At 63.3% G+C, this 26641-nt stretch carries 24 protein-coding genes, 1 tRNA gene and 1 pseudogene; 13 read left to right on the top strand and 13 right to left on the bottom strand.

The window, feature by feature from the left end; translation table 11 throughout:
• Positions 1–2: 2 nt before the first annotated feature.
• Entirely contained in the window at positions 3–1142 is a 1140-nt protein-coding gene (locus tag ACVIIW_RS11370) for an amidohydrolase/deacetylase family metallohydrolase (protein ID WP_456700825.1), read from the bottom strand.
• A gap of 228 nt (positions 1143–1370) precedes the next feature.
• On the bottom strand, positions 1371–2156 hold the full coding sequence (locus ACVIIW_RS11365; protein ID WP_456700824.1) for an IclR family transcriptional regulator domain-containing protein: 786 nt from the start codon (positions 2154–2156) through the stop codon (positions 1371–1373).
• Positions 2157–2268: 112 nt separating this feature from the next.
• Here ACVIIW_RS11365 and ACVIIW_RS11360 point away from each other — a divergent pair, with 112 nt between their 5' ends.
• Positions 2269–3627 (top strand): aromatic ring-hydroxylating dioxygenase subunit alpha, encoded by a 1359-nt coding sequence (locus ACVIIW_RS11360; protein WP_456700823.1) that lies wholly within the window; start codon positions 2269–2271, stop codon positions 3625–3627.
• A 74-nt stretch (positions 3628–3701) separates the two neighbouring features.
• Positions 3702–5138: a glutamine synthetase family protein gene (locus ACVIIW_RS11355; RefSeq protein WP_456700822.1), complete on the top strand. Its 1437-nt coding sequence runs from the start codon at positions 3702–3704 to the stop codon at positions 5136–5138.
• 118 nt (positions 5139–5256) lie between these two features.
• Here ACVIIW_RS11355 and ACVIIW_RS11350 read toward each other — a convergent pair whose 3' ends face one another.
• The 7 genes from ACVIIW_RS11350 to ACVIIW_RS11320 all read right to left on the bottom strand — a co-directional run bounded on the left by ACVIIW_RS11350 (position 5257) and on the right by ACVIIW_RS11320 (position 10567).
• Positions 5257–5970: an ABC transporter ATP-binding protein gene (locus ACVIIW_RS11350; protein WP_456700821.1), complete on the bottom strand. Its 714-nt coding sequence runs from the start codon at positions 5968–5970 to the stop codon at positions 5257–5259.
• Positions 5963–6730: an ABC transporter ATP-binding protein gene (locus ACVIIW_RS11345; RefSeq protein ID WP_456700820.1), complete on the bottom strand. Its 768-nt coding sequence runs from the start codon at positions 6728–6730 to the stop codon at positions 5963–5965. The genes ACVIIW_RS11350 and ACVIIW_RS11345 overlap by 8 nt, the downstream gene beginning before the upstream one ends.
• Positions 6723–7667 carry a branched-chain amino acid ABC transporter permease gene (locus ACVIIW_RS11340; protein WP_456700819.1) on the bottom strand — a complete coding sequence of 315 codons (945 nt, stop codon included), beginning with the start codon at positions 7665–7667 and terminating at the stop codon, positions 6723–6725. The genes ACVIIW_RS11345 and ACVIIW_RS11340 overlap by 8 nt, the downstream gene beginning before the upstream one ends.
• On the bottom strand, positions 7664–8581 hold the full coding sequence (locus ACVIIW_RS11335) for a branched-chain amino acid ABC transporter permease (RefSeq protein WP_456700818.1): 918 nt from the start codon (positions 8579–8581) through the stop codon (positions 7664–7666). Before ACVIIW_RS11335 ends, ACVIIW_RS11340 begins: the two co-directional genes overlap by 4 nt.
• Positions 8582–8870: 289 nt before the next feature.
• A complete protein-coding gene (locus ACVIIW_RS11330) occupies positions 8871–9089 on the bottom strand; it encodes a hypothetical protein (RefSeq protein WP_456700817.1) in 219 nt (72 codons plus the stop codon).
• Between the two features lies 1 nt (position 9090).
• The gene (locus ACVIIW_RS11325; RefSeq protein WP_456700816.1) at positions 9091–9750 is read right to left on the bottom strand and encodes an acyl-homoserine-lactone synthase; all 660 of its coding nucleotides are present in this window, start codon (positions 9748–9750) and stop codon (positions 9091–9093) included.
• Positions 9751–9838: 88 nt separating this feature from the next.
• Positions 9839–10567, bottom strand: a complete 729-nt coding sequence (locus ACVIIW_RS11320; protein ID WP_456700815.1) for a LuxR family transcriptional regulator — start codon at positions 10565–10567, stop codon at positions 9839–9841.
• Between the two features lie 167 nt (positions 10568–10734).
• Between ACVIIW_RS11320 and ACVIIW_RS11315 the strand changes: the two genes are divergently transcribed.
• The 5 genes from ACVIIW_RS11315 to ACVIIW_RS11295 all read left to right on the top strand — a co-directional run bounded on the left by ACVIIW_RS11315 (position 10735) and on the right by ACVIIW_RS11295 (position 16085).
• Positions 10735–10911, top strand: a complete 177-nt coding sequence (locus ACVIIW_RS11315) for a hypothetical protein (RefSeq protein WP_456700814.1) — start codon at positions 10735–10737, stop codon at positions 10909–10911.
• Positions 10912–11108: 197 nt separating this feature from the next.
• Entirely contained in the window at positions 11109–12047 is a 939-nt protein-coding gene (locus ACVIIW_RS11310) for a LysR family transcriptional regulator (RefSeq protein ID WP_456700813.1), read from the top strand.
• 144 nt (positions 12048–12191) lie between these two features.
• Positions 12192–13070 carry a shikimate dehydrogenase gene (locus tag ACVIIW_RS11305; protein WP_456700812.1) on the top strand — a complete coding sequence of 293 codons (879 nt, stop codon included), beginning with the start codon at positions 12192–12194 and terminating at the stop codon, positions 13068–13070.
• Between the two features lie 88 nt (positions 13071–13158).
• A complete protein-coding gene (locus tag ACVIIW_RS11300; protein WP_456700811.1) occupies positions 13159–14217 on the top strand; it encodes a Gfo/Idh/MocA family protein in 1059 nt (352 codons plus the stop codon).
• A complete protein-coding gene (locus tag ACVIIW_RS11295; RefSeq protein WP_456700810.1) occupies positions 14214–16085 on the top strand; it encodes a bifunctional sugar phosphate isomerase/epimerase/4-hydroxyphenylpyruvate dioxygenase family protein in 1872 nt (623 codons plus the stop codon). Before ACVIIW_RS11300 ends, ACVIIW_RS11295 begins: the two co-directional genes overlap by 4 nt.
• 127 nt (positions 16086–16212) lie before the next feature.
• Here ACVIIW_RS11295 and ACVIIW_RS11290 read toward each other — a convergent pair whose 3' ends face one another.
• Entirely contained in the window at positions 16213–17385 is a 1173-nt protein-coding gene (locus tag ACVIIW_RS11290; protein ID WP_456700809.1) for an ABC transporter substrate-binding protein, read from the bottom strand.
• Positions 17386–17607: 222 nt separating this feature from the next.
• Between ACVIIW_RS11290 and ACVIIW_RS11285 the strand changes: the two genes are divergently transcribed.
• From ACVIIW_RS11285 to ACVIIW_RS11275, 3 genes are all read left to right on the top strand, one after another.
• On the top strand, positions 17608–18519 hold the full coding sequence (locus tag ACVIIW_RS11285) for an IS1595 family transposase (RefSeq protein WP_456700808.1): 912 nt from the start codon (positions 17608–17610) through the stop codon (positions 18517–18519).
• Complete coding sequence (locus ACVIIW_RS11280; RefSeq protein WP_456700807.1) at positions 18516–18752, top strand: hypothetical protein; 237 nt, start codon at positions 18516–18518, stop codon at positions 18750–18752. Before ACVIIW_RS11285 ends, ACVIIW_RS11280 begins: the two co-directional genes overlap by 4 nt.
• 399 nt (positions 18753–19151) lie before the next feature.
• A complete protein-coding gene (locus ACVIIW_RS11275; RefSeq protein ID WP_456700806.1) occupies positions 19152–19790 on the top strand; it encodes a hypothetical protein in 639 nt (212 codons plus the stop codon).
• A gap of 292 nt (positions 19791–20082) precedes the next feature.
• On the opposite strand, the gene ACVIIW_RS11270 is transcribed toward ACVIIW_RS11275, so the two are convergent.
• Positions 20083–20172, bottom strand: a tRNA-Ser gene (locus ACVIIW_RS11270).
• Positions 20173–20400: 228 nt separating this feature from the next.
• Here ACVIIW_RS11270 and ACVIIW_RS11265 point away from each other — a divergent pair.
• A complete protein-coding gene (locus ACVIIW_RS11265; RefSeq protein WP_456700805.1) occupies positions 20401–21666 on the top strand; it encodes an NAD(P)/FAD-dependent oxidoreductase in 1266 nt (421 codons plus the stop codon).
• Between the two features lie 193 nt (positions 21667–21859).
• Here the strand turns inward: ACVIIW_RS11265 and ACVIIW_RS11260 are convergent.
• Positions 21860–23069, bottom strand: a pseudogene (locus ACVIIW_RS11260) (cytochrome P450).
• Between the two features lie 82 nt (positions 23070–23151).
• Here ACVIIW_RS11260 and ACVIIW_RS11255 point away from each other — a divergent pair.
• On the top strand, positions 23152–23655 hold the full coding sequence (locus tag ACVIIW_RS11255) for a MarR family winged helix-turn-helix transcriptional regulator (protein WP_456700804.1): 504 nt from the start codon (positions 23152–23154) through the stop codon (positions 23653–23655).
• Between the two features lie 316 nt (positions 23656–23971).
• Here the strand turns inward: ACVIIW_RS11255 and ACVIIW_RS11250 are convergent, their stop codons facing one another.
• Entirely contained in the window at positions 23972–25828 is a 1857-nt protein-coding gene (locus ACVIIW_RS11250; RefSeq protein WP_456700803.1) for a feruloyl-CoA synthase, read from the bottom strand.
• A 148-nt stretch (positions 25829–25976) separates the two neighbouring features.
• Here ACVIIW_RS11250 and ACVIIW_RS11245 point away from each other — a divergent pair, with 148 nt between their 5' ends.
• Positions 25977–26471 (top strand): MarR family winged helix-turn-helix transcriptional regulator, encoded by a 495-nt coding sequence (locus ACVIIW_RS11245; RefSeq protein ID WP_456705133.1) that lies wholly within the window; start codon positions 25977–25979, stop codon positions 26469–26471.
• Positions 26472–26641 lie beyond the last annotated feature (170 nt).

Below are 26641 nucleotides of genomic sequence, written 5' to 3'. Positions count from 1 at the left end.
GATCAGTTCGGATGCCACCAGCGGCCGCCGATGACGACACCCTCCGAGACGATCTTCCTGTCGCCGATGAGATGCTCGCCGACGACGTCCTCATAGTCGAACTGGCCTTGTTTTACCGAGATCAGCGTCGCATCGCCGACGCTGCCCGGCTTGAGGCTACCGAGCTCCGGCCGCCGCAGCGCCATCGCGGCGTTCTCCGTCGAGGCTGCGATCACATCCGACAGCGACATGCCCATGCAGAGGAATTTCGACATCGTTGTCACCTGGTCGAAGGCCGGGCCGTCGATGCAGAGCTGGTGGATGTCGGAGGAGATGGTATCCGGATGGAAGCCGTTGGCCAGCATGGCGCGCGCGGTCTTGAACGCGAACGAGCCTTTGCCGTGACCGATGTCGAACAGCACGCCGCGCTCGCGCGCGTCCAGCACAGCCTGCTTCACCGTTCCCTGCGCGTTGGCCGGCGAATTCGGAAAGGGACGGAACGCATGGGTCAGCACGTCGCCCGGCCGCAGGCGCGCCAGCACCTCTTCATAGGTCGGCGGCGGATGGTCGATATGTGCCATCAGGGGCATGCCGACCTCATCGGCAACCTGAAGCGCGATATCGAGCGGCACGGCGCCCGAGGTGCCCGAGGAGTGCAGCCCGACCCGCACCTTGATGCCGACGATGATGTCGCGGTTGGCGTCCGCCACCCTGGCCGCTTCGATCGGATTCATCAGCCGCAATTCCTCGCTCTCGCCGACCATGATCCGCTGCGAGAAGCCGAAAATGCCGGCATGGGAAACGTGCAGATAAGCGAGGATGCGGACCTGGCTCCGCTCGATCACGTGCTTGCGAAAGCCGGCGAAATTGCCGGGGCCGGCGCTGCCGGTGTCGACAGAAGTGGTGACGCCGGAGGCGCGGCAGAATTCCTCGGCATCGATGCCCAGCGAGGTGCCGCCCCAATAAACATGGGTGTGGAGATCGATCAGCCCAGGCGTCACGATGAACTGCGAGACGTCACGGACCTCGGTGCCGGCATCCACCTTGAGTCCGGCGCCGATCGCAGCCACCTTGCCTCCGGAAAATGCCAGATCGGTCACGGCGTCGAGCTTCTGCGAGGGGTCGACGACCCGTCCGCCGCGCAGGATCAAATCGAAGGGCATCATCGTCTCCGGGCATCAGCAACGCTTGGACCGGGCCGGAAGCTGCGCTTCCAGCCCGGCCGCATGTGTTAGCAATTTTCACGCTGACGAAGCAAATCAACCGAGCTCAATGCCGATTCGCCTGCGGGCCGCCTTCGGCGCCTCTTTCAGCCGCTCCGGCGCATCCCATCGAATCCATCATCATCGACTTCACAGGGGCCGCTGCTCAATTGCTCCGGGGCGCTGCAGTTACAACAATTGCGACCGCACCGACTCCGCCCCCTCGCGCAACAGCGGCAGGAATCGATCGATCAACTCCTGCACCGGCACGCGGTCGACATGGGCGCCCATGTTGATGGCGGCGACGATCACGTCGTCGTAGCGGCGCACCGGCACCGAAATCGAGCGGAAATGCGGTTCGGCCTCGCGATCGACCAGCGAATAGTTTTGCGCGCGGTCGGCCGCGACAAGCGCCAGCAGCCTCTTCGGATCAGTCACCGTCTGCGGCGTCAGCGCCTCGCGCTTCATCGCCTTGAGGCGCGCGAGACACGCGACATCATCGAGCCCGCCCAGCATGGCGCGGCCGACGGAGGTGCAGAACGCCGGCAGACGATAGCCGATCTCCAAACCGCCGGAGAACATCCGCGCCGGACTGCTGCGGGCGATGAACACCACTTCGTCGCCGTCGAGCACCGCAAGCGAGGAGATTTCGTTCGCCGCCGTCGCGACGCGATCGAGCACCGGCTGCAGCACCGTGACGAGCTGGTTGGAGCGCAGATAGGACGCCGCCAGCGTCAGCACATGCGGCGTCAGCGTGAAGAGCTTGCCGTCGCCGGCAGCAAAGCCGCCGCGCTGGAGCGTGAACAGCATGCGCCGCGCGGTGGCCCGCGGCAGGTCGGCAGCGCGGGCAAGATCGCTCAGCGTCATCGGGCCGGCGTTGGTGCCGAAGCATTGCAGCAGGCGCAGGCCGCGATCGAGCGCCTCGACGAAATCCGTCGCGCGCTCGTCAGTCTCGCTACGCTTCAGCTTGGGCATGGCTTCCGGATAGTCCTGCAAAATAGTGCTTGCTGCCGATCCAAGGCATGTCATAATTCGCCCATTCGTTCAATAGGCGAACAATCGCCACTCCACAAGGGATGCACCCGCCATGATGAGCCAGGAGCAGAACGACCTGATCACGCGCACCGGTCCGAAGGATCCGTGCGGAAAGCTGATGCGGAGCTATTGGCAGCCGGCGGCGCTGGTCGATGAGCTCGAGGGCCAGCGGCCGATCCGCCCCGTCAAGCTGCTCGGCGAAAACCTGGTGCTGTTCCGCGACGAGACCGGGCGCTACGGCCTGATCGACCGCCACTGCGCCCATCGCGGCGCCGACCTCGCCTTCGGGCGGCTCGAGCATGGCGGCCTGCGCTGCGCCTTTCATGGCTGGCTGTTCGACGCGACTGGCCAGTGCATCGAGACGCCGGCCGAGCCCAGGGATTCAAGGCTCTGCCAGAACATCCGCCAGCGCTCCTATCCGGTGGTGGAGAAGAGCGGCATCCTGTGGGCCTGGCTGGGCGAAGGCGAGCCGCCGGCATTTCCGGAACTCGACTGCTTCGTCGCACCCGGCACCCATACGTTCGCATTCAAGGGCCACATGGCCTGCAACTGGCTGCAGGCGCTCGAGGTCGGCATCGATCCCGCGCACGCCTCCTATCTGCACCGCTTCTTCCAGGACGAGGACACCTCGACCGCCTATGGCAAGCAATTCCGCGGCGCCTCCGCGGGAAGCGATTTGCCGATGACGAAGATCCTGCGCGAATATGACCGCCCCATCATCAACGTCGAGCACACCGAGTATGGGCTCCGGCTGATCGCGCTGCGCGAGATCGACGAGGAGCGCACGCATGTGCGCGTCACCAACCAGCTGTTTCCGCACGGCTTCGTCATTCCCATGAGCACGGAGATGACGATCACGCAGTGGCATGTGCCTGTCGATGACGAGAACTGCTACTGGTACGCGATCTTCACCAGCTATGCGAACCCTGTCGACAAGAAGAAAATGCGCGACCAGCGGCTCGAACTCTATGAGCTGCCGGATTACGTCTCGCGGAAGAATCGCAGCAACGAATACGGTTTCGATCCGCACGAGCAGCAGACCGCGACCTATACCGGGATGGGCAGCGACATCAACGTCCACGACCAGTGGGCGGTGGAATCGATGGGCGCGATCCAGGACCGCACCAAGGAGCATCTCGGCACCAGCGACAAGGCGATCGTGCAGTATCGCCGCCTGCTGCGGCAGGAGATCGAGAAGGTCGGAGGCGGCGAGAAGCCGATGCTGTTCCTGGATGAGGCCAACGCACGCAGCATTCAGGGGCCGGCGACGATGGACGGCATCGGGCCGACGCGTGGCTGGGAGACCTACTGGATGGAAATCGACGTCAAGCGCCGCCGCGGCGCGCCATGGACTGCGCCGGTGCCGAAGGAAAGCGAAGGCCAGGTGCATCGGCTGACGGCAGCGGAGTGAGGTCTATCCGCGTCATTGCGAGCGCAGGAGAATGTGGCGCATGCTTCGCGCCTCACGACTGGAGGAATTGCAACGTGACTTTCGTCGCGCGTCACGCGCTGTGGTCGGATGAGCAGAAGGACGCTGCAGCGCGCATGCGCCGCATCGTCGAGGAGCAGAACCTCGAAGTCATCCGCCTCGCCTTCCCCGATCAGCACGGCATTTTGCGGGGCAAGACCATTATTGCCTCGGAAGCCCTCGCCTCGTTGGAGAGCGGCTGCTCCATCACCACGACGATGCTCGCCAAGGACACCTCGCACCGCACGGTTTTTCCGGTGTTCACGTCAGGCGGCGGCTTCGGCATGAAGGAAATGGAAGGCGCGGCCGATGTGCTGATGGTCGCCGACCCCACCACGTTTCGCGTGCTGCCATGGGCGCCGGCGACGGGCTGGGTGTTGTGCGACCTCCATTTCAATGACGGCCGTCCCGTTCCGTTCGCGACGCGCGGGCTTTATCGCAAGGTCCTCGACGAGCTCGGCCGCCGCGGGCATGATTTCGTCGCGGGGCTCGAGGTCGAATTCCACATTTTCAGGCTCGACGACCCGCATATGCGCGCGGAGGACGCCGGACAGCCCGGCACGCCGCCCTCGGTGAGCCTGCTCTCCCACGGCTATCAATACCTCACCGAACAGCGCTTCGATCAGATGGAGCCGGTGCTGGAGATCCTGCGCCGTGACATCGTCGCGCTCGGTCTGCCGTTGCGCTCCGTCGAAGTCGAGTTCGGGCCGAGCCAATGTGAGTTCACCTTCGCGCCGAAGAAGGGCCTGGAGCCCGCCGACAACATGGTGCTGTTCCGCAGCGCCGTGAAGCAGATTGCGCGCCGGCACGGCTGTCACGCCACCTTCATGTGCCGGCCGAAACTGCCGAATTTGTTTGCGAGCGGCTGGCACCTGCACCAGTCGGTGGTCTCGCGCGCGAGCGGCGAAAACCTGTTCATGGCGAAGGACGGCGGAGAGGCGCTCAGCGCGTTCGGCAAGGCGTTTCTCGCCGGCCTGCTCGATCACGCCCGTGCCGCCACCGTATTCACGACGCCGACTATCAACGGCTACAAGCGTTACCGCTCCTATTCGCTGGCGCCGGACCGGGCGATCTGGGGCCGCGACAACAGGGGCGTGATGATCCGCGTGCTGGGCGGCGCGAACGATGCCGCCACACGCCTGGAAAACCGCGTCGGCGAGCCCGCGGCCAATCCCTATCTCTACATGGCCTCGCAAATTCTCGCCGGCCTCGACGGCGTGGACCGCAAGCTCGATCCGGGCCCCTCGGCCGACACGCCCTACGAGACCAAGGCGCCGTCGTTGCCGAAGTCCCTGCGGGATGCGGTCAGCGCGCTGAAGGACGATCCGTTCTTCCGCGAAAAATTCGGCACGGAGTTCGTCGACTATTACACCCACATCAAGAACGCCGAGATCGACCGCTTCCTAGCGGAGGTGACCGACTGGGAGCATCGCGAATATTTCGAGGTGTTTTGAGCTGCGCTCTCGCTTCCGTCATTGCGAGGAGCGGAGCGACGGAGCAATCCAGGATCCCTCCGCAGAGAAATTCTGGATTGCTTCGCTGCGCTCGCAATGACGTGGAGAATGCGTCGGCTCAAATACCCAGATATTTATGCTGCAGATCCGGCTCAGCCATCAGCTGGTCCGATGTCCCGCTCCACACCGTCTTGCCGCGCTCGATGATGTAATGGCGGTCGCAGATGCGGGCGAGGTGATCGACGTTCTTGTCGACGACCAGGATCGACTGGCCCCGGCGCTTCAGCATCGACAGGCAGTTCCAGATCTCCTCGCGGATCAGCGGCGCAAGTCCTTCGGTCGCTTCATCCAGGATCAGGAGTTTTGGGTTCGTCATCAGCGCACGGCCGATGGCGAGCATCTGCTGTTCACCGCCGGAGAGTTGGTTGCCCATGTTGGCGGCGCGTTCGGCGAGCCGTGGAAACAGCACGTAGATCGCAGCGAGCGTCCAGGGATTGGCGCTGCCAAAGCGATCGGCGGCGGCGGCAACGAGATTCTCGCGCACCGTGAGGTTCGGAAAGATCTGGCGACCCTCGGGCACGAGGCCGATGCCAAGCTTGGCGATGCGGTACGAAGGCAGCTGCCGCACCTCCGCACCCGCAAAGCGGATGCTGCCCGATCGCGCCGGCGTCAGGCCCATGATCGAGCGGATCGTCGTGGTCTTGCCCATGCCGTTGCGGCCCATCAGCGAAACCATCTCGCCCGGCTTGATCGACAGCGACAGGCCGAACAGCACCTGGCTGAGGCCATAGCAGGTCTCGATGCCGTCGACCTCGAGCAGCGTATCAGCCATGGCGCGTCACCACGTGCTGGTCGCCGAGATAGGCGCGCTTGACGTCCTCGTTGGCGCGGATGGCGGCGGGATCGCCGGAGGCGATGACACGGCCATAGACCAGCACCGAGATGCGGTCGGCCAGCGCGAACACCGCCGGCATGTCGTGTTCCACCAGCACGATCGAGACCTCTTTGCGCAGCTCCTGGAGCAGCTTCACCATGCCCTGGGATTCGGTGACGCCGAGACCTGCCATAGGCTCGTCCAGCAGCAGCAGTTTTGGCTTGCTCGCCAGCGCGACCGCGAGCTCGATCTGACGGCGCTCGCCATGGCTGAGCCTGCTCACCACGACGTCGGCGCGATCGAGCAGGCCGACACGATCGAGCGCCGCACGGGCGGCATCGCGCAAACCCCTTTCCTTGCGTGCATCGGCGAAGAAGCGGAACGAGTGGCCGGCATGCGCTTGCGCGGCCAGCGCGACGTTGTCTGCGGCAGTGAAGTCGAGCAGCAGCGAGGTGATCTGGAACGAACGCGCGAGACCCAACGCGCAGCGGCGATAGGCCGGCAGATAGGTGATGTCGCGGCCCCCGAGCGAGACGCTGCCTGAATGCGGCTCGAGGTGTCCGGTGAGCTGACTGATCAGTGTGGTCTTGCCGGCGCCGTTCGGCCCGATGATGGCGTGCAGTTCGCCTGCCGCGACGTCGAGCGAGACGTTGTCGGTTGCGGTAATGCCGCCGAAGCGGCGCACCAGCTTTTCGACGCGGAGCAGCGGTTCAGCCACGATTGAGCCTCCCCAGCAGACCCATGATACCGCCGCGGCCGAACAGCACGATCAACAGCAGCAGCGGGCCCATGATCAGCGCCCAATATTCGGTAATCTGCGACAGGAACTCTTCCAGCAGGAGATAGATCACCGCCCCCACCACAGGGCCGAACAGCGTGCCCATGCCGCCCAGGATCACCATCACCATGAGATCGCCGGAGCGCGTCCAGTACATCACGGCCGGACTGACGAAATCGGTGTTGTTGGCGAGCAGCGCGCCGGCGAGGCCGCACATCGTGCCCGAGATGACGAAGCAGACGAGCTGATAGCGTTTTGCCGGGAAGCCGATCGCCTGCATGCGCTGCTCGTTGGAGCGCAGCCCCTGCACGACGAGGCCGAAGCGGGAATTGACGATGCGCCAGATCAGGAAGATCACGCCGAACAGGCAGGCGAGGCAGAGATAATAGAACTGCGTGCGGTTCGACAGGTTGATCAGGCCGGAGAAATCGCTGCGCTTGTAGACGGTGAGGCCATCATCGCCGCCGTAGCGCGCGAGCCCCGAGGCGACGTAATAGGCCATCTGGGCGAAGGCCAGCGTGATCATGATGAAATAGACGCCGCGCGTTCGCAGCGACAGCGCGCCGATCACCAGCGCATAGACGGCGGATGCCGCCAGCGCGACCGGAAACTGGATGAAGCCGCTTCCAACACCTTCCTGCGCGAGCATGCCGACCGCGTAGCCGCCGATGCCGAGATAGGCGGCGTGGCCGAAGCTCATCATGCCGCCGAAGCCCATGATGAGGTTGAGGCTGGCGGCCGCCAGCGCCAGGATGACGATGCGCGTGAACAGCGTCAGGATGAAGATGTTGCCGGACAGATACGAATAGAGCGGCAGCAGCAGGAGGCCCGCCAGCATCAGGGCCGTGACGGCCTTGCTCACCGAGAAACCCTTCATCGACGGTTGGCCGGAAACAGCCCCTCCGGCCGCACCACCAGCACCATCGCCATCAGCAGATAGATCAGCATGGAGGACAGCGCAGGCGCAGCGGTGGAGGCAGCCGCGCCGCTCAGCACCTGCCGCAACAGATTGGGCAGGAACGCGCGGCCGAGCGTATCGATCATGCCGACGAAGATCGCGGCGAGGAATGCGCCGCGGATCGAGCCGATGCCGCCGATCACGATGATGACGAAGGCAAGGATCAGGATGTTCTCGCCCATGCCGATCTGCACGGTGAGGATCGGCGCCTGCATCAGCCCTGCGAGGCCGGCGAGCGCGGCGCCCAGGCCGAACACCAGCGTGTAGAGCAGCTTGATGTTGATGCCGAGCGCGCCGATCATCTCGCGGTTGGAGGCACCGGCGCGGATCAGCATGCCGATGCGCGTGCGCATCACGCCGAGATAGAGCAGCAGCGCAACCAGCAGCGCGACCACGATGATGGCGAGGCGGTAGGCGGGATAGTGAATGCCTGGCAGGATCGGCACCGGCACGGTGAGCCAGGCCGGCAGTGGCAGCGCGAGGCCCGCCGGCCCCCAGATCAGCCGTACGGCTTCATTGAAGAACAGGATCAGCCCGAAGGTTGCGAGCACATGGTCGAGATGATCGCGCCCGTAGAGATGCCGCAGCGCACTCACCTCGAGAACGATGCCGAGCGCCAGCGTCGCCCCTAACGCCAGCAGCGCCCCCAGCAGGAAGCTCCCGGTCCAGGCCGCGAAGGTCGCGGCGAAATAGGCGCCCATCATGTAGAGCGAGCCGTGCGCCAGGTTGACGAGATCCATGATCCCGAACACCAGCGTCAGGCCGGCGGCGAGCAGGAACAGCAGCAGGCCGAACTGCAATCCGTTCAAGAACTGTTCGACGACGAGCAGCATCAACGCTCTTTCAGGCGCACGCAGACGTGCGCCGATGTTCGAACACAGTCGCCATCAGTGAAAGAGCTCCCCCTGCCTCTTCAAGGCAGAAAAATGGGTAATGGCAGTATCGTTCCGAAGCAAGAGCGATTCCACACCAGACATGCACTTTGTTGCATGCCGGTGCATGCGACCAGAGCCGGTCATGCAAGGAGGCCGCGCTGGATGGGGCAGCCTGCCGCACCCAAGCGAAAACCCTCCCCGTTGCCGGGAAGAGGGAGCTGTTGAGGCCGGGATGAGGAAGCGACGTCTAATGTGACGTGATGTGACGGGGAAGATCGTTCGGCTCGTTGAGCTCGCTGTTGGCGGTCGAGGCCTCCAGCGCGGCCATCCGGAACAAATAGGCGAGCGTCACCAATCCGGCATCGTCCGCCATCTGCGCGAGTTCGAGCGCCATGTCCGACATGTAGCCGAGATTTTCGTCCTTGGTCTGCGCCATGATCTGGCCGTCTCGCATCATGTTCGACATGTCAGGCGGTCTTTCGTTGCGCGGCAGCGAGGCCGCAGGTGTTGGCACGGGCGATGCAATCGAGACGCGGTCCGTCCTGATGGACGACATTCTTCGTCCCGATACGGTCGCGTACGATGTCGAGCGATTCCTGGCGGACCTCGATGGTCGCGGCCATAGTCCAGGAATCCGCAATCAGCGCAGGCAATCCCAGCGGCTTGACGACGAAGCCGATGTCGTGGAAACGCGGCAGCCACCACGTCTCCATCACCAGGCAGAGGCGTTCGATGCCCTGATCGAGGCAGAACTCCTGCGCCGCCGCCATCAGTTGCAGATTGAATGCGCCATCGCGGCGCTCGCGCGTCACGAAGAAGCGGGACCACTCCCAGATTTGCGGGTCGACAGGACAACCCCGCACCGCGGCGAGATAAGGAAACACCTCGCTGATCATGGTCGGCTTGGTGGTCGGATACAGGCGAGAGCCGCCCAGCACGCGGCGGTTCTCGAGAGCGAGTAGGTAGATCGCGTCCTCATTGTCGTAGGCGTCGATCTCGCGGCTGTCGGGCTTGCGCAGTTCCTCCCATTTCCGTTCTTCGACGAAAATCTCGTGGCGTATCCGAAAATGCTGGTCGAGCACGTCTTCGTAGAGGTGCCGGTTAACAGCAGAAATAACGTGAATCATGAAACTCCCCCATCGTGTGCAAATGCGGGGGAACGTCAGCGAAAAAGGCCAAATCGACTATTGGGAAATTTCCCAGTAGGCGAAGTTTTCAGGGGGTGATGATTTTTTGGCGGATCGCGATCGCGACCGCATGCGTCCGGTTGACGGCGCCGAGCTTGCGCGCAGCGGTAGCCAGATGCTCTTCCGCCGTTCGCTGCGTGATGTTCAGTATCTCGCCGATCTCCCAGGCAGACTTGCCCTGCGACGCCCAGGCGATCACCTCGCGCTCGCGCGGGGTCAGGCGCGCCGACGGATGCGGCGAGGGCGCAAGCAAGCGGCGAATGTGATCGAAGCCGTACATCGCGACCAGATGCAGTGCGGGCTTGCTGCGGACGTTGAGATCGAGATGAACGCCGGCGAGCGAGACGCCGGCTTCATAGCCGGTCAGGCCATGGATTGGCACGACAAAACCGCGCGACATGCGGAAATCGGCGGCGCGGCGCATCACCTCCACCGCGCCTGGCTCGAGTTTCACGTCATAAGGCGCTTCCGACCATTCGAACGGATTGACCGTGTGCCGGCACTTCCGGATCACGGGATCGACGCGGTCATAGCTCTTTTCGGTATAGAGGCTGAACCATTCAGCCGGCCATTTCTTGGCCAGCACCATCTGGGAAAAGCGCTGATCGTGATTCGGCAAACCGGTGACGATGATGTGCTCGAAGCCGTAGCGGCCGAACGCGATTGCGAGCGCATCCATTGTGTCCGGGACCCTGTCATAGGCTCCCAGCCCTTCAATGAAGTCCAGCGCTTCCCGGCCATAGTCTACGGCGGACATTTGTGCATTCCCTGCCACTCGCGGCTCGATATAGCACGTCTTAGGGGGGTGCCTCAATTCACTGCCCTCTGTAATTCCCCGGTGTGGCGCTGGCATCGAAGATTTAATCTACTTGTGGAGGAACTAACGTCCAGTTACGCCTGAGGCGTCAAGAGCGAGAAGCTACGATGGAAGACGAGAACATCGCCCTCAACAGCGTGCTCGGCCTGGAATTGAACCGCGTGTTTTTCGCCGTCCGCGATATCGCGAACAAGCAGAAAATCATCGAGTACGGGCGCGACGTGCTGCAAAGCGAGCGTGCGGAGCGGCCCGGCAGCGTTTCGCCGGAAGGACCTTCGAGCTGAGACCCAGGCTGCGGCAGACGGCCCGATGCAATGGACCGCCCGACGATGCCCTTCCCTGTGAACGCGCCGATTTTGGTCGAAACACCCCCGCCGCGAAACTTCTCGCCCTGCTCCGCCCCAGCCTCACTTTGCCGCTGGATGACATCCCGGCTCTCGTGAGATGATCGTCGCCACGAGCTCTCTCGGATGCCAAGACCATGATGACGCTGCGCCAGGTTGAAGTGATCCGTGCCGTGATGGTGACGGGCACCATTGGCGGCGCGGCGAAACTGTTGAACGTGTCGGCGCCGGGGATCAGCCGGCTGGTCAAATACACCGAGCGCTCACTCGGCATCCGCTTCTTCCAGCGCCGGAACGGCCGCTACTTCCCGACGCCGGAAGCCGAGAACATCTTTGAGCAGATCAACGGCGTCTACAAGAAGGTCGACGACCTCTCCGAGCTCATCTCCAAGATCGGCCGCGGCGGATTGTCGGAATTGCGCATCGGCTCGGTGCCGAGCATCTCGCAGGTGATGGTGCCCCGCGCGATCGAACGCGTGCGCCGCCGCTATCCTGATTTGGGCATCGACATCAACATCCTGAAGCTTGAGGAAGCAATCGACTATCTCATGCTCGGCCGCGGCGAGTGCGTCGCCATGAGCTACCGGCTGGACCATTCCGGGCTCGACTTCATGCCGCTCGCTTCGGGCGAGCTCTATTGCGTCGTGCCGCCGGGCCACGAGCTGGCGGGGCGCAAGCAGGTCTCGGCTGCCGAGATCACCCGCTACCCTCTGATCGGCATCGATCCCAACGACCCTTACGGCCGGATCATGGCCGAGATGTTTGCCCGCCACCGGCTCGACTACAACATCACCATCCGGGCGCGGTTCGGCACCACGGTCTGCGCGCTGGTGAAAGCGGGGCTAGGCATCGCCATCATCGACCAGTTCACGGTGGCGCATGGCGGCTATCCCGGGGTCGAGCTGTTGAAGATCACCGAGCCGACCCGTTTCGAGACCTATATCGCGGTCAAGCGAGGCGCGCCGCTGTCGCTCCATGTCGAACATTTCATCGAGTCCCTGCGCGCCGAGATGCGCGCCGTCGAGCCGTCCCGCGGCAACGGCAAGGCCGCGGCCGCGCGGACCCGGAAGAAATAACATTATGTTAGGCTTGCGGGACGAAAGGGTAATTGAGTCAGGCAGGAGATTGACTATCGTTCCTGTTGGAATTGCGCGGATTTTCCCGCTAATGGCCTGACATCAACGCGCCCCGAAGAGACGACCAAGAGACCATAACGGATCATGTCTAACCGCGGACCTGCCGCCTCCCAAAAGCTCCTGACCGGCCTGATCGGCGCGCCGATCGCCCATTCCGCCTCCCCCGCGATGCATGAGCGCGCAGCCGAGGCACTGGGCCTGCGCGGCCACTACCAGCTCATTGAGGTCGCGGGCGCCGACACGGCCGGGCTCAGCATGATGCTGGAGGGCGTGCGGCGGCTCGGCTTTGCCGGCGTCAACGTCACCTTCCCCTACAAGGAGGCCGTCGTGCCGCTGCTCGACGAGCTGGCACCGGGCGCGGCCGCCATGGGCGCGGTCAATACCGTGGTCGTCAAGGACGGGCGGCTGATCGGCCACAACACCGACACCACGGGCTTTGCACATGCCGTTCAGCCGCTGCTGGCCCCTTCCGGAAATGCGGTGGCCGTCATCGGCACCGGTGGCGTCGGCAAAGCGATTGCGTTTGCGCTGGCGAGCCTGAAGGTCGCCGACCTCCGCATCTTCGACAGCGAATCGGCGCGAGCCGAGAAGCTCGCCACCCTGCTGGCCGAGCACGGTGGCGCACGGGTGGCCCGAAGCGTCGAGGACGCGCTCGATGGTGCGACCGGGCTTATCAACGGAACGCCGGTCGGCATGCTGCCGAACCGCAACACACCGGTGCCTGCGGTGCTGCTCCGAGCCGATCTGTGGGTCGCCGATGCCGTCTATTCGCCGCTGATCACGCCGCTTCTTGCCGCAGCGCGAGAGAAGGGTGCCCGGATCATGACCGGGCGGGAGCTTGCGATCTACCAGGCTGCCGACGCCTTCGAACTGTTCACGGGCCTCACCCCCTCGACCGAAGTCATGGGAGAGGCTTTTGATGCCGTGATGGCGGCACGTAGCGCCGCCTATCAGGCAGCTTGAGGCGGATGGTCGACGAGGCCGCCTCCATCCTGAACGATCCGAGGATCGGCCAGCTCTTCGTCGGTGGCGTCATGGAGGAGAACGCAGCATGAGCCCGCGAAAGCGCATTGCGGTCGCCGGCGCCGGCTTGATCGGCCGCCGCCACACAGAACTGATCGAGGCCTCGCAAGACTGCGTGCTGGCCGGCATCGCCGATCCCTCACCCGCTGCGACCGATCATGCGCGGGCGCGCAACGTGCCATGCTACACAGATCACCGCGCATTGCTGGCGCAGGAACAACCCGACGGTCTGATCATTGCTTCCCCGAACGCCCTGCATCTCCGGATGGCCCTCGACTGCGCCGAGGCCGGCGTGCCGGCGTTGATCGAGAAGCCGGTGACCGACACCGTCGCTGCCGCGCAACGTCTGTGCGCAGCCGTCAAACGGACCGGCGTGCCGATGCTGGTCGGCCATCACCGCCGGCACAATCCCATCATCAAGGCCGCTCGCGAAACGGTGGCAGACGGCAAGCTCGGCCAACTCACGGCCGTGGTCGGGTTGTGGCTGCTGAAAAAGCCCGACGATTATTTTGATGTGGCGTGGCGGCGCGAGCACGGTGGCGGCCCGCTGCTCATCAACCTCATCCACGACATCGACAATCTCCGCTTCATCTGCGGCGAAATCAGCGAAGTGCAGGCATTGACGTCGAACAAGGTTCGCGGCTTTGCCGTCGAGGACACCGCTGCATTGCTGCTGCGCTTTGCCAATGGCGCACTGGGAACGGTGACCGTGTCGGATGCGACGCCGGCGCCGTGGAGCTGGGAGCTCGCGTCCGGCGAGAACGCTGCATACCCGAAGCAAGACCAGCCCTGCTACATCTTCTCCGGGACCGCGGGTTCGCTGTCGGTGCCCAATATGGAGCTGTGGACCTATGCGCAGCAGCCCGGCTGGTACGCGCCGCTGTCGCGCGCGACGATCGCGCCCGCCGCATTCGATCCCCTGGCCGAGCAACTCCGGCATTTCTGCGCGGTGATCGCGGGTCGCGAACAGCCCTTGATCTCGGTGCAAGACGCGATGGCCACGCTCGCCGTCGTCGAATCCGTCGGCGAAGCCGCGCGCACGGGTCAAAAAATATCGCCGGGCCACATCATGGAGCAGGCCGCATGAACAAGCGCTCGATCGCAACCGTTTCCCTTTCAGGCGCCCTCGACGAAAAGCTGCGTGCCATCGCATCCGCCGGGTTCGAGGCGGTCGAGATCTTCGAGAACGATTTGCTGTCGTTCGGTGCGAGCCCGCGCGAGATCGCAAAACTCTGCAAGGACCTCAATCTCGAGATCTGCGCGTTCCAGCCGTTCCGCGACTTCGAAGGCATGCCGGAGCCGCAGCGCTCGCGCAATTTCGCCCGTGCCGAACGCAAGTTCGACCTGATGCAGGAGCTCGGCACCGATTTGCTGCTGATCTGTTCGAACGTCTCGCCTGCCTCGCTCGGCGGCATCGACCGCGCCGCGGATGATTTTCGCGAGCTCGGCGACCACGCCGCCAGGCGGGGCTTGCGCATCGGCTACGAGGCGCTGGCCTGGGGCCGGCACGTCAACGATTATCGGGACGCTTGGGAGATCGTGCGGCGCGCCGATCATCCCGCGATCGGCGTCATCCTCGACTCTTTTCACGCGCTGGCGCCCGGCTTCCCGGTACGGCCGATGGCCTCGATCCCCGGTGACAAGATCTTTCTGGTCCAGCTCGCCGACGCGCCGAAGCTCGAACTCGACGTTTTGTCTTGGAGCCGACACTTTCGCTCCTTCCCGGGCCAGGGTGATCTGCCGGTCAGCGAGTTCATGCAGGCGATTGCCGCGACCGGTTATTCCGGTCCGTGGTCGCTGGAGATTTTCAACGACCAATTCCGCGCCGGCTCGGCCGGGCAGACCGCGGTCGACGGCCTGCGCTCGCTGATCCTGTTACAGGATCAGCTCGCCCCGCATTGGCCCAGGCTCGTCGGCGAGCCCTTGGCGCCGAAGGCGAAAAGCAGCGGTACGGGCTTCATCGAGTTCGCCGTCAACGAGAACAAGGCCGGCGAGCTCGCGCATTTGTTGTCACAGCTCGGCTTCCGCAAAAGCGGCAAGCACCGCAGCAAGGCTGTGGAGCGCTGGTCCCAGGGCAAGGTCGAGCTCGTGATCAACTCCGAGACCGACGGCTTTGCGCATTCGCATTATGTCACGCACGGCCCCGGCGTCTGCGCCATCGCGCTCGACGTCGACAATGCCGGCCTTGCCATGCAGCGCGCCGAGACCCTGAAAGCGCGCACCTTCTATCAGCCGGTCGGGCCGGGCGAGCTGGAGATCCCCGCGATCCACGGCGTCGGCGGCAGTCTGCTCTATTTCCTCGACCAAGCCGGCAAGAACTGGGACACGGATTTCGAACCCGTCGCGGGCGACGCAGGTGCGGATGCGCTGCTCGCGGTCGATCACATCGCGCAGTCGATGCCCTATGACGAGATGCTGTCCTGGCTGTTGTTCTATACCGGCATCCTGGACCTCGCGCGGCTGCCGCAGATGGAGATCGCGGACCCCCGCGGCCTCGTGCAGAGTCAGGCCCTCGTCAATGGCGACCAGAGCCTGCGCTTCGTCGTCAACGGGTCCTCCGCCAACCGCACGCTGCCGGCGCGCTTCATCTCGGAGTTTTTCGGCTCAGGCGTGCAACACGTCGCCTTTGCGTGCGAGGACATCTTCGCCGCCGTCGCAGCCATGCGCGCCCGCGGCGCGGGCTTCCTGGATATTCCTGATAACTACTACGACGATATCGAAGCCAAATACGACCTTGCCCCGGATGTCATGGCCAAGCTCCGCGCCAACCACATCCTCTATGACCGCGAGGGCGACGGCGAATTCTTCCAGGTCTACACCCACATCTTCGACGAGCGCTTCTTCTTCGAGATCGTCGAGCGGCGGAACTATCAGGGCTTTGGTGCGGCCAATGCCGGCATCAGGCTCGCCGCGCAGGCCCGCGAGGTGCGGCCCGCGAGCATACCGCGGCTGTAGGTTCCATCCACCCGCCATTGCGAGGAGCGTCGCGACGAAGCACTGACGGAAAAGACAGCGCGGTGAACTCCTCTCCCCGCATCCGCCTTCCGATCCGGCGGGACAAGTGCGGGGAGAGGTGGGGACCTCATTTCATCGGGCACTTGTCGTGGAAGCGGTCCTGATCAGCAGTGACGATGGTGGCGACGGTCTTCAGCGAAAGCTCGCCGCCTGCACCCTTCACCACGTCCTGGAGATAGAAGTTCTGGATCGGGATGTGGTTGTTGCCGTATTTGAACGCGCCGCGCAGTGACTTGAAGTTGGCCTTCTCCATCTCGGCCTTCATCGCTTCCTTCTTGGAGGTGTCGCCGCCGACGGCGATCACCGCGCTGTTGATGAGCTGCGCCGCGTCATAGGCCTGCGCGCCGTAATAGCTCGGCCGGGCGCCGGGATATTTCGCGCGGTAGTCGGCGACGAACTTCTTGTTCTGCTCGTTCGGGAGATCGTTCACCCATTCCTGCGCACCGGGCACACCGAACGCATTCTCCTTTTGTAACGGCAACGTCGTCTCGTCGACGGTGAAGGCGGTGTAGAGCGGCATCGTGCTCTTCATGCCGGCCTGGACGTATTGATTGAGGAACTGCGCGCCGGCCGCACCGGGATAGAACACGAAGATCGATTCGGCGCCGGAGGCGCGGGCTTTCGCCAGCTCCGCCGAGAAATCGAGCTGGCTCGGCCAGACCGTGTATTCCTCACCCTTGATCTCGCCCTTGAACGTGCTCTTCAGGCCGGCCAGCATATCCTTGCCGGCGGCGTAGTTCGGACCAATCAGGAACACGCTCTTGACGCCGTTCGCATTCATGTAGAGGCCCATGGCGGCCGGCGTCTGGTCGTTCTGCCAGGAGGTCGAGAACACGTATTTCGAACACAGCTCGCCCGCGAGCTGCGACGGGCCGGCATTGGCCGAGATCATGAAGGTCTCCGAATCCACCGCGGTCTTGAGCGAGGCGAGCAGCACATTCGACCAGATGTAGCCGACCAGGAAATCGACCTTGTCGGACTGCACCAGCTTCTCGGTCTTCTGCTTGCCGACATCGGGCTTCTGGCCGTCGTCCTCGTAGATCACCTCGACCGGCTTGCCGCCCATCTTGCGACCCATGTGGTCCAGCGCGAGCTCGAACGAATTGCGCATGTCGTTGCCGATCACGGCGGTCGGGCCGCTGAAAGTCGAGACGAAGCCGATCTTGATGGTGTCGCCGGCGAATGCCTGATTCGCCAGCACAAGCGCCGCCGCGCCCGCCAGCCAGAATGCCGTCCTCATAGCCACTCCCCTCCTTATTATCGATCCCGGAAACGGGGTGATCGCCGCCTTCGGGTCTGTCTCGATTGAACGCAAAATCTGTCGCGCGGCCAAATGGGTCGGCGCCGGCTCCTGCACCATATTTCGCCCTAAACGGAGATGGCAAGAAATATAATGGGACCTATATACCAGTTGACACAGAACTAAAATTCCCCTATCTTTCTCATCATAAGGGGAAAGCAGATGCTCACGCAGTTCAAAACTCTGACCGATCTGATGATCGCCTTTCAGGACCCACAGACTGCGATTGACCATTTCACTGCCATCCGTTGGCCGGAAGGCGCGGTCTGCCCCTACTGCGATTGCGCCAAGACCTACACTCTGAGCCGGAAGAACAAGTTCCGATGCTCGGATTGCCTGCGCAATTTCTCGGTGACTGTCGGCACTATCTTTGAGGATACCAAGCTCCCGCTGCGCGTTTGGTTCGGCGCGATCTGGCTGATCACCAACCATCCGAAAGGGATTGCTTCAACCACGTTGGCGCGGGACTTGGGGATCACTCAGAAGTCAGCCTGGTTCGTTCTGCATCGCCTGCGTCACGCCGCGCGCACTCGCTCGTTCAATAAGCCGCTCACTGGCGTTGTTGAAGTGGATGAGACCTACGTGGGCGGCAAGGCCATCAACCGTCACAAGCGCCGCAGTGGTGCTGGCGGCGGCCCGAAAGACAAGACGCCGGTCATTGGCGCGGTCGAGCGCGATGGCGAGATTGTCGCCAAGGTTCTGCCGATCGCCAACAAAAAGACCATGCACGAGTTCGTCAATGAGACCGTGGCGAAGGATGCGACCATGCTCGCGACCGATGGCCATCCTGTCTACCAACGCCTTGAGGGCTACCAGAACCACGAGATCGTCAACCATCAGCATGGCGAGTACAAGCGCGGCGAGGCTCACACAAACAGCATCGAAAGCGTTTGGGCGCTTCTTAAACGTCAAATCGTCGGTACCCACCATTGGGTGAGCGAAAAGCATCTGCAACAGTACGTGCAGGAAATGACTTGGCGGCTCAATCGGCGTAGCATGACGGCGGCCGAACGCATGAACGACTTGTTCGAAGGCGTTGCCGGGGCGCTCCCGTACAAGGTTCTGATCTCGTGAAAAAGACGAAGATTCGAAGTCAGCCGCCAGAGCCGCCGTTCGGTCTTGATATGCCGTTTGACGAGGCTCTGAAGCGCTTCATCGGGACCGATCCGAGGGAAGTGCAGGCCAACATCGACAAGTCTAAAAAAAAGAAACCGCCGGGCACGAGGCCCGGCGGCAAGAAGGTAGATCAGAAAAACGTCGTCTCCTTACGCAGCCGAAGGATGCGGAAACGAAATGACGGTGGCTGATCCGCAACGCTGAGGCCAGCGCCGCCAGTGTCCGCGCACGTGTTGAACTTTGCCATCACGCACGCGGTAGTAAGTTTCGACCCAAACCTTTGGCATGGGTGTTCCTTTTCAAGTGTGACGTTACGCACACTTGAGCCGATGAGCAGGAAGTGGTATATTCCCCAACGGAACTTAGGGGGTCACTTCCTGCTTCCATCCGTTGCGGTAGTGCTACGGACACCGCTTCGGAACCTAAACATCGGCTCGCTCTGGGGACTGCAATTCCCCTCGGCGAGCCGAAGTCGTTTAGGACGGCGTTCATCAATATACCGGCGAAGATACACTTTTCAAAACTGAATCTGGTTCCGCTTGCACGTATCCACCGCATTGCAGTACAATGGGTGAACACGGAGAGGCGCTATGTCCGATCATGTCCTAGATAATGCCCAAAGACGGCGCGACGAGATCGCCGCCGAGATTAACAAGCATAATCAGAAGCTTGAGGGACTACGTAAAGAACTGGCGGCGGTGCAAATCTTCATCAATAGCTGGCACCACTTCGCGAACATCCGGGCAACTACGGATACAAATGAAGATACCAATCCCCGTAATTCACCGGATACTGATCACGGGCATTTGAAGGAAGATGTAATGATCGGGACTGCTTTCGCTGGGCTTCTGGCTAATGCCAAGGTCGATTCGCCGCCGTTACCGCCGCCAAAGACGACTCGCAAAAACCCAGACCGAGCTGAGGTTGGCCGCTTAGCACAGCAGATCATCCGAGAGCGCGGCAAGCCGGTCACGCGTCGAGAACTGATGGAAGCCCTGAACCAGCGCGGAGTAGTCATCCGCGGCAAGAACCCGGATATGGTCCTGAGCACCATGATGTGGCGAATGCCGCAGGACTTCATCCGTCTCGCGGGGCACGGCTATTGGCTTCGTGAACTTCCATATTTGGCTGCTGAATACGAGGGCGGGCGTCCTCCTCATCTTGAGGACGAGGAGCCGGACATGTTGCAGATCACTATCCTCGATCCGGAAAGCGTGTCGGATGCTTAAACAACAAAACCCCGCCTTTTGAGCGGGGTTTTGCGTATTAAGACTCGCGTCTCCAGCTGAGCTAGAAGCCCAACAATGTCACGGCGACACGGGCAAGCCCGGTGGTGTTGTCATCCATGACGCAGTGAATCATATAGACCACGATTTTCGTGAACAAGGGGTGAAGGCTAGATACGTGCCTGTACGGCAAACGTATCTGAAGAAATAAAAAGAAAGAAGGAAGGGAACTTGGGAGAGAGGAGTGGGGCGAGTTATGTGGCACCTCGCCCCGTATTCCTAGCGTCCAGAGAACTGGAGACGCGAGTGGGAGTCGAACCCACTACCCCACCACAGGGTGCTACGGTTTTCAAAGCCGACCCGTTCACCGTTCCGGCATCGCGTCACCGAGCAATGTAGGACGCGATTCGATAAAAGTCTACCTGTGTCAACTCGTATATAGGTCCCAATATAATTCTACTCACTTCGGCCAACGCCACTCCGAGGCTGCGGCGCTTTTCCGCGCCTGATCGATGCCTCGCCCCTATTCCCTGATTGATGACGACTATTGGACCGCGGCACCCAATCCGCACTTAAATGAAGGACAGTGAGCAGCGAGATTCGAGGGTGCATCATGGCCACAACTCCCCATCGCGTCGTCATCGTCGGTGCCGGCTTCGGCGGGCTGGAGACGACCTACCGGCTTGCGGGCGCGCCGGTCGAAATTACGCTCATCGACCGCCGCAACCATCATCTGTTTCAGCCGCTGCTTTACCAGGTCGCGACCGCATCGCTTTCGCCCAGCGAGATCGCCTGGCCCGTGCGCCATCTCATGCGCCACAGGCGCGAGGTGACGACGCTGTTTGCCACCGTCAACGGCGTCGATGCCGACAGGCGCTGCGTGCTGATCGACGACGGCAGCGAGGTGCCCTACGACACCCTGGTGCTCGCCACCGGCGCGCGTCACGCCTATTTCGGCCATGATGAGTGGGAGACATGGGCACCGGGACTGAAGACGCTGGAAGACGCGACCACGCTGCGCCGTCACATCCTGGTGGCGTTCGAGCGCGCCGAGCGCGAGACCGATCCGGCGAAGCGCGCCGCGAGACTGACTTTTGTCATCGTCGGCGCCGGTCCTACAGGCGTTGAGCTCGCGGGCACCATCGCCGAGATGGCGCATCACACGCTGCCCGATGATTTTCGCAACATCGATACGACCAAGGCTCGCGTCGTGCTGATCGAGGCTGGTCCCCGCGTGCTCGCGGGCTTTCCCGACGACCTCTCCGCCTATGCCCAGGCCTCGCTCGAAAAGATCGGTGTCGAGGTCGTACTCGGGCAGGCCGTCACCGAAATCAACTGTGAAGGCGTCGTCTTCGGCGGCAGGCTGCTTGAGGCGAAGACGCGGATCTGGGCCGCCGGCGTGCGCGCTTCACCCGCCGCCGAATGGCTGGGCGCACCGGCCGATCGTGCCGGGCGCGCGCAAGTCGAGAACGATCTCACCATCCCCGGCCACCCCGAGATCTTTGCAATCGGCGACACCATCAACATCAATGCCTGGGAGGGCAAGCCGGTGCCCGGGATCGCGCCGGCTGCCAAGCAGCAGGGCAAGCATGTCGCCGAAACGATCAAGGCCCGCCTGCGCGGCGAGAGCAAGGGTGCGTTCCGCTACAAGCACGCCGGCAGCCTAGCCCAGATCGGCAAGCGGCTCGCCGTGATCGATTTCGGCAAGGTCAAATTGCGCGGCGCCATCGCATGGTGGATCTGGGGCATCGCGCACATCTACTTCCTGATCGGCCTGCGTCATCGGCTCAGCGTCGCGCTGAGCTGGCTGTGGATTTACGCCCGCGACCAACGCGCGGCGCGGCTGATCACGCAAGGGAGCAGCAAGGTGGTGGGCTAGACGTCAAGGCCCCGATCAAAAACATTGCGCCGGAGGCTATCACTTGCAGATCAAGAGCGTGGAGAGTCCGAGGAATCCCGGTGATGATGCCAGCGAGTTTGTGTCGACGGCGCGGGGAATTGCGGATGCTGCGGAGGTAATGGCCGCGAGGGCATGATCAGCGCCCGCAATTGCAATCGCGTCGCCCGCCGTGTCAGGCGGGCGTGATCGTCACCGGCAGGCTGTCGAGCCCGCGCAGCGTGTTGTTGAAGCGGCGCTTCGGTTCGCCCGTGATCTCGATCCTGGCGATACCGCGGGCCAGCGCCGAGAGCATCGTCTCGCCTTCGAGCCGCGCCACGAGCTGGCCCACGCACATATGAATGCCGGAGCCGTAGCCGACATGGCCGGAGGTGCGCCGCGTGATGTCATAACTGTCAGGCTTGTCCCAACGCCTGGGATCGCGGTTGGCGGCGGCGAGGAACATCAGAACCTTCTCGCCTTCGCCGATGCTCGCACCTGACAGTTCGACCTCACGCGTCGTGGTACGGAAGAAGGTCTGCACCGGGCTTTCGAACCGCACGGCCTCCTCGAATGCATTGCGCGCAAGCGTGAGATCGCCGCGAAGGCGCTGCCACTGATCGGGGAAGCGCGCGAGGCAATAGACCGCGGCGCCGATGCCGTTGACGGTCGTGTCGAGGCCGGCCGATAAGAGCGAGCGCACCAGCAGCGGCGCTTCACTGGCCGTGATCGCGCCCCTCGTCGACATGGGCATGAATGCAGGCGCCGATGCCGCCCGGCGTCAGGTTGTCGCGCTGGCACTGGTCGGTGACGTAAGCCTGGTGCGGCGCCGAGCGCGCGATCGCGCCCTGGCGCAGCTGGTTCGGCGGACCGAAGGCGTTGAACACCAGGCTCGCATAGGGAATGAGATGCTCGCGCCCCTCAGGCTTCAGACCGAGCGCATCGGGGAAGATCGCGAGTGGGTAGGCCTCGGCGAGATCTGCGATCGCATCGAAGCTGCGTTTTTCAAGGAGCACGTCCACGCGCTTCTCGGCCGCCGCGGCAAAGCGGTCGCGCAGTCCCTTCATCACCGTCGGCGACAGCACCTTTGACAACACGGCCCGGGTGCGGGTGTGCTCGGGTGGATCGGCCTCGAGGATCAGGCTCGGCGGTCGCCACGGCGCCTCCTTCTTGAAGTCGCTCAGGCCGACGCCGCGGCTCGAGCAGAACGTCGCGGGATCGTTCAGCACGGCATGGACCTCGGCATAGCGCGCCACGCCATGGAGCTTCCATTTGTCGAGATAGACGACGGGCGCGGTCTCGCGCAGCAGCTCATGTGTGGGATAGGGGTCGGCAAAAAAGTTCATGTCGAAGGGATCGACGTCGAGATGCGGGACGCCTGATGCGGTCGAGGCGGGTGGGCTCATAAGTGTTCTCTCTCATTTTGATCTTGTGAAAGGGCGGCGCTTGCACTTAGGTCATGAGCAGCGCCGCGAGACAGAACCCGACATGCCGCCTTCGACCCGATTCCGCCAAAAGCCTGCGCCCGCCGACGTCAGGCCGACGCTCGATCTCGATCGGTACGTTCCGGCCTTCATCACCTTCATTGCCAACAAGCTTTCGAACAGCGCGACCGCGCTCTACCAGCGGCAGTTCGGCGTCAACGTCACGGAATGGCGGATCATGTCGCTGCTGGCGATCGAGCCCGGTATTCCCGCTTCGCGCATCTGCCACGTCATCGGCTTCGACAAGGGCCCGGTGAGCCGGACCCTGGCCGGCCTCAAGAAGCGCGGCCATGTGTCGATCCGGCCCGATCCGAACGACGGCCGCACCCATTCGATCTCGTTGACGGCGAAGGGCCGGACCACCCATGACAAGGTGATCGCCGCCGCCTTCGAGCGCGAACGCCGGTTGTTGTCTTGCCTGAACAAGGACGAGCGCGAGGTATTGATCGACCTGCTGCGCCGGCTGCACGAAAATCTCGGCGCGGTGACGGGCAGCAGCGACGCCTGACGGAATCCGCGATAGGCGCGATCCGGCATCACTTCCAGACATCCGGCGGCATTTGCCCGCAGCACGCTTTCTGCCGAGCATCGTCTCCTCCGATCCGTCGCGGCGGTTTGTCCGCCGTCATTCCTGACCGAAACGGTTCGCACAAATTAGTTGCTTCGGCAACAGAAGAATCCTGCGAGATATTGCGGCAGAATGGCTGGCATATTTGGGGCCGCGTGTCCCGCGGACGCGCTGCAGCGTGCAACGCTGCTGCGCAGAGCCGGGGCACGAGAGAGCAATACCATGCGATGAACTCAGGCGTGCAGCCGATCCACACTCAGGCAGCGCAGCCAATCCACTCCACCGATGCATCATCATTCAGCCGCGCCACCACTTCCGCCCGCCGCGTCAGCACGGCGCGCTGGTTGACGTAGCCCTTGTCGGTGATCTCGCCACCATCCACCGACGGCGGCTCGGCGAGCAGCAGCGCGCGCGTGGCGTGGCCGGAGGAATTGGTGCCCTGCTGCTTCAGTCTTGCCAGACCCTGTGCAATCGCGGACCGCACCTTGTCATGCGCAAGCACATCGCTCACGCTTGCCGAGACAGGCAGGCCGGCACGCGCACGGCAGGCGACGACGTTCGGGAACACCAGAAACCGCACCTCATCGCCGCCATGGCCGGTCACAACGATGTCTTGTGCGAGCGGCGCAAGCGCTGCGATGCCGGCGACGCGCAGCGTGCCGACGCTGACCCAGGTGCCGGAATTGAGCTTGAAGTCTTCCGCGACGCGCCCGTCGAAGAACAGGCCGCGCTCCGGACGCTCGGCGTCGGCGAACTTCACGGCGTCGCCGATGATATAAAAACCCTCTTCGTCAAAGGCCTGCCTGGTCAACTCCGGCGCCTTCCAATAGCCGGGTGTGACATTGGGACCGCGCACCCGCACCTCCAGCTTGCCACCGGAGGCGGTGAGCTTCAATTCCGTGCCGGGTATGGGCACGCCGATGTTGCCGGAGCGCTCCGCGAGAAAATGGCAGTCGGTCGCCAGCGGCGAGGTCTCGGTCGAACCCCAGGCCGAAACCATCGGCATGGCATGACCGATGGTTTTGATCGACAGCTCTTCCAGCGCATCCCAGAGATTCTGCGGCAGTGCGGCGCCGGCGTAGAAGGCGAATTTCACCTCGCTGAAGAAACGACGGCGCAGTTCTTCGTCGTCGCGGAGCGCCGCGATCAGCATATCGAAACCGCGCGGCACGTTGAAATAGACCGTCGGCATCACGCTTTTCAGATTGGCGAGCGATGTCGCAAAGAGGCCGGGGGCGGGCTTGCCGCCATCGATGTAGAGCGAGCCGCCATTGCGCAGCACGAGATTGAAATTGTGGTTGGCCCCGAAGGTGTGGCTCCAGGGCAGCCAGTCGAGGATGACGAGATCGTCGCCGCTCTGTCCAAGAAATGTCCAGGTCTGTGCCTTTGCCTGCTGGCTCGAGGTGAGCATGCGCTGCGTGTTGATGACCGCCTTCGGCGTGCCTGTTGAGCCCGAGGTGAACAGGAATTTTGCGATTGTATCAGGCGTCACCGCGGCAAAGGCCTCTGCGACCTCGGGCGTCTCGGCCGTTGCCGCGATGACGCGGAACGCAAGCGCATCGGCATCGCCGGCGACGCGGCTGATGATCTGTGCCTTGTGCAGCGGCTTTATCGCAGCGAGTGCCGCCGCAAACGGCTTGGTGCCGGAAACATAGATCGCGCCGGGCTCAAGCAGCGTGATCATGCTTTTCAGCTTGTCGAAATCTTTCGACATCAGCGAATAGGCCGGCGAGATCGCGGCCGAGGGCACGCCGACATGCTGGGCGGCGAGCGCCAGCAGCGCGTGATCGATGCTATTGTCAGAGAGAATGACGACGGGGCGCTCGGCGCTGAGCCCTTGCGCCAGGATCCACGACGCCACCGCACGCACCCGCCGCAGGGCCCCCGCGTAAGTCAAGGTGGCCCAAGGCGTCTCGCCGCTGTCGCGCTCGGCGAGAAAAATCTTGTCCGGCGTCTGCCGCGCAAAATGCTCCAGCCAGTCGCCGATGCAGCGCGCGCTCTCGCGCAGGGGCTCCGGCGAGCGCAGCACGATGCTGCCGTCGGCGCGATGCGCGGCGACCGTTTTTGGCGCTGCGAACAGGCTCGAGGGATCACCGGGTGGGGCTGACGTCATGGTTTCCTCCTCGCCCCTGTCAGGGATCGGTCACAGCCTCGTTTCGGGCTGCCTTGGCCACAAGGTTGGGCATGACAATTGTTGTCGTCAACAACAATCTTCCACTGAAGCCGCCGGAGCGCTAAGGTGGCGTGGCAGGAGACGCGATGTGACAGCCAGCGCAACCCGGACTTCCCTCCGCAAACGCGGCGGCTACGGCGCGGCGCGGCCGATCGACGCGGACGGGATCGGCCTCGATGCATTGGTCGGCCATGCCGGTTATGCGGTGCGGCGCTTCCAGATCTGGATCTTTCAGGATTTCATCAAGACGCTCGGCGACGCCGGCATCCGGCCGACGCAGTACTCGGTGCTCACCGTTGTCGGCGCCAATCCCGGCCTGTCGCAGATGGCGGTGGCCAACCGGCTTGGTATCGAGCGCGCTCGGCTGGTCCGTCTGCTCGACGGCCTCGAGGAACGCAAGCTGTTGAAGCGAATCAAGTCGAAATCAGATCGGCGCTCCCACGCGCTCCACCTCACAGCGCAGGGCAACGCGGCGCTGGCCACATTGAAGCGGCTCGCCGCCGAGCACGAGCGGCACGTCGAGGAGAAGATCGGCAAGACGAACCGGGAGCGGCTGCTTCAGATGCTTGCTGGCTTCACCTGATCGGGACTGCCCAATATTTGCGCAAGTGCCCTGCATAGGGCGTTTGCGGGACGGCTTCCCGCGCATCAGCCCATCCGTCAAGCCTATGATCTCACGACGATATCTGGAACGACTGCACCGCCCGGATAATGTACACAATGGCACATCGCTTGCTTCAATCCGGGTGAGAC

The sequence above is a fragment of the Bradyrhizobium sp. USDA 4449 genome, from assembly GCF_054056275.1.
Note: the sequence above shows the minus strand (reverse complement) of the source record. Positions and strands in the feature narration are given on the sequence as shown.

Coding starts and splice junctions, on each gene's coding strand:
- ACVIIW_RS11285 (WP_456700808.1), top strand. CDS start 17,608: ATGCTCACGCAGTTCAAAACTCTGACCGATCTGATGATCGCCTTTCAG.
- ACVIIW_RS11310 (WP_456700813.1), top strand. CDS start 11,109: ATGATGACGCTGCGCCAGGTTGAAGTGATCCGTGCCGTGATGGTGACG.
- ACVIIW_RS11365 (WP_456700824.1), bottom strand. CDS start 2,156: ATGCCCAAGCTGAAGCGTAGCGAGACTGACGAGCGCGCGACGGATTTC.
- ACVIIW_RS11265 (WP_456700805.1), top strand. CDS start 20,401: ATGGCCACAACTCCCCATCGCGTCGTCATCGTCGGTGCCGGCTTCGGC.
- ACVIIW_RS11305 (WP_456700812.1), top strand. CDS start 12,192: ATGTCTAACCGCGGACCTGCCGCCTCCCAAAAGCTCCTGACCGGCCTG.
- ACVIIW_RS11335 (WP_456700818.1), bottom strand. CDS start 8,581: ATGCTGCTCGTCGTCGAACAGTTCTTGAACGGATTGCAGTTCGGCCTG.
- ACVIIW_RS11295 (WP_456700810.1), top strand. CDS start 14,214: ATGAACAAGCGCTCGATCGCAACCGTTTCCCTTTCAGGCGCCCTCGAC.
- ACVIIW_RS11350 (WP_456700821.1), bottom strand. CDS start 5,970: ATGGCTGATACGCTGCTCGAGGTCGACGGCATCGAGACCTGCTATGGC.
- ACVIIW_RS11320 (WP_456700815.1), bottom strand. CDS start 10,567: ATGTCCGCCGTAGACTATGGCCGGGAAGCGCTGGACTTCATTGAAGGG.
- ACVIIW_RS11255 (WP_456700804.1), top strand. CDS start 23,152: ATGCCGCCTTCGACCCGATTCCGCCAAAAGCCTGCGCCCGCCGACGTC.
- ACVIIW_RS11300 (WP_456700811.1), top strand. CDS start 13,159: ATGAGCCCGCGAAAGCGCATTGCGGTCGCCGGCGCCGGCTTGATCGGC.
- ACVIIW_RS11250 (WP_456700803.1), bottom strand. CDS start 25,828: ATGACGTCAGCCCCACCCGGTGATCCCTCGAGCCTGTTCGCAGCGCCA.
- ACVIIW_RS11360 (WP_456700823.1), top strand. CDS start 2,269: ATGATGAGCCAGGAGCAGAACGACCTGATCACGCGCACCGGTCCGAAG.
- ACVIIW_RS11370 (WP_456700825.1), bottom strand. CDS start 1,142: ATGCCCTTCGATTTGATCCTGCGCGGCGGACGGGTCGTCGACCCCTCG.
- ACVIIW_RS11275 (WP_456700806.1), top strand. CDS start 19,152: ATGTCCGATCATGTCCTAGATAATGCCCAAAGACGGCGCGACGAGATC.
- ACVIIW_RS11315 (WP_456700814.1), top strand. CDS start 10,735: ATGGAAGACGAGAACATCGCCCTCAACAGCGTGCTCGGCCTGGAATTG.
- ACVIIW_RS11290 (WP_456700809.1), bottom strand. CDS start 17,385: ATGAGGACGGCATTCTGGCTGGCGGGCGCGGCGGCGCTTGTGCTGGCG.
- ACVIIW_RS11325 (WP_456700816.1), bottom strand. CDS start 9,750: ATGATTCACGTTATTTCTGCTGTTAACCGGCACCTCTACGAAGACGTG.
- ACVIIW_RS11330 (WP_456700817.1), bottom strand. CDS start 9,089: ATGTCGAACATGATGCGAGACGGCCAGATCATGGCGCAGACCAAGGAC.
- ACVIIW_RS11340 (WP_456700819.1), bottom strand. CDS start 7,667: ATGAAGGGTTTCTCGGTGAGCAAGGCCGTCACGGCCCTGATGCTGGCG.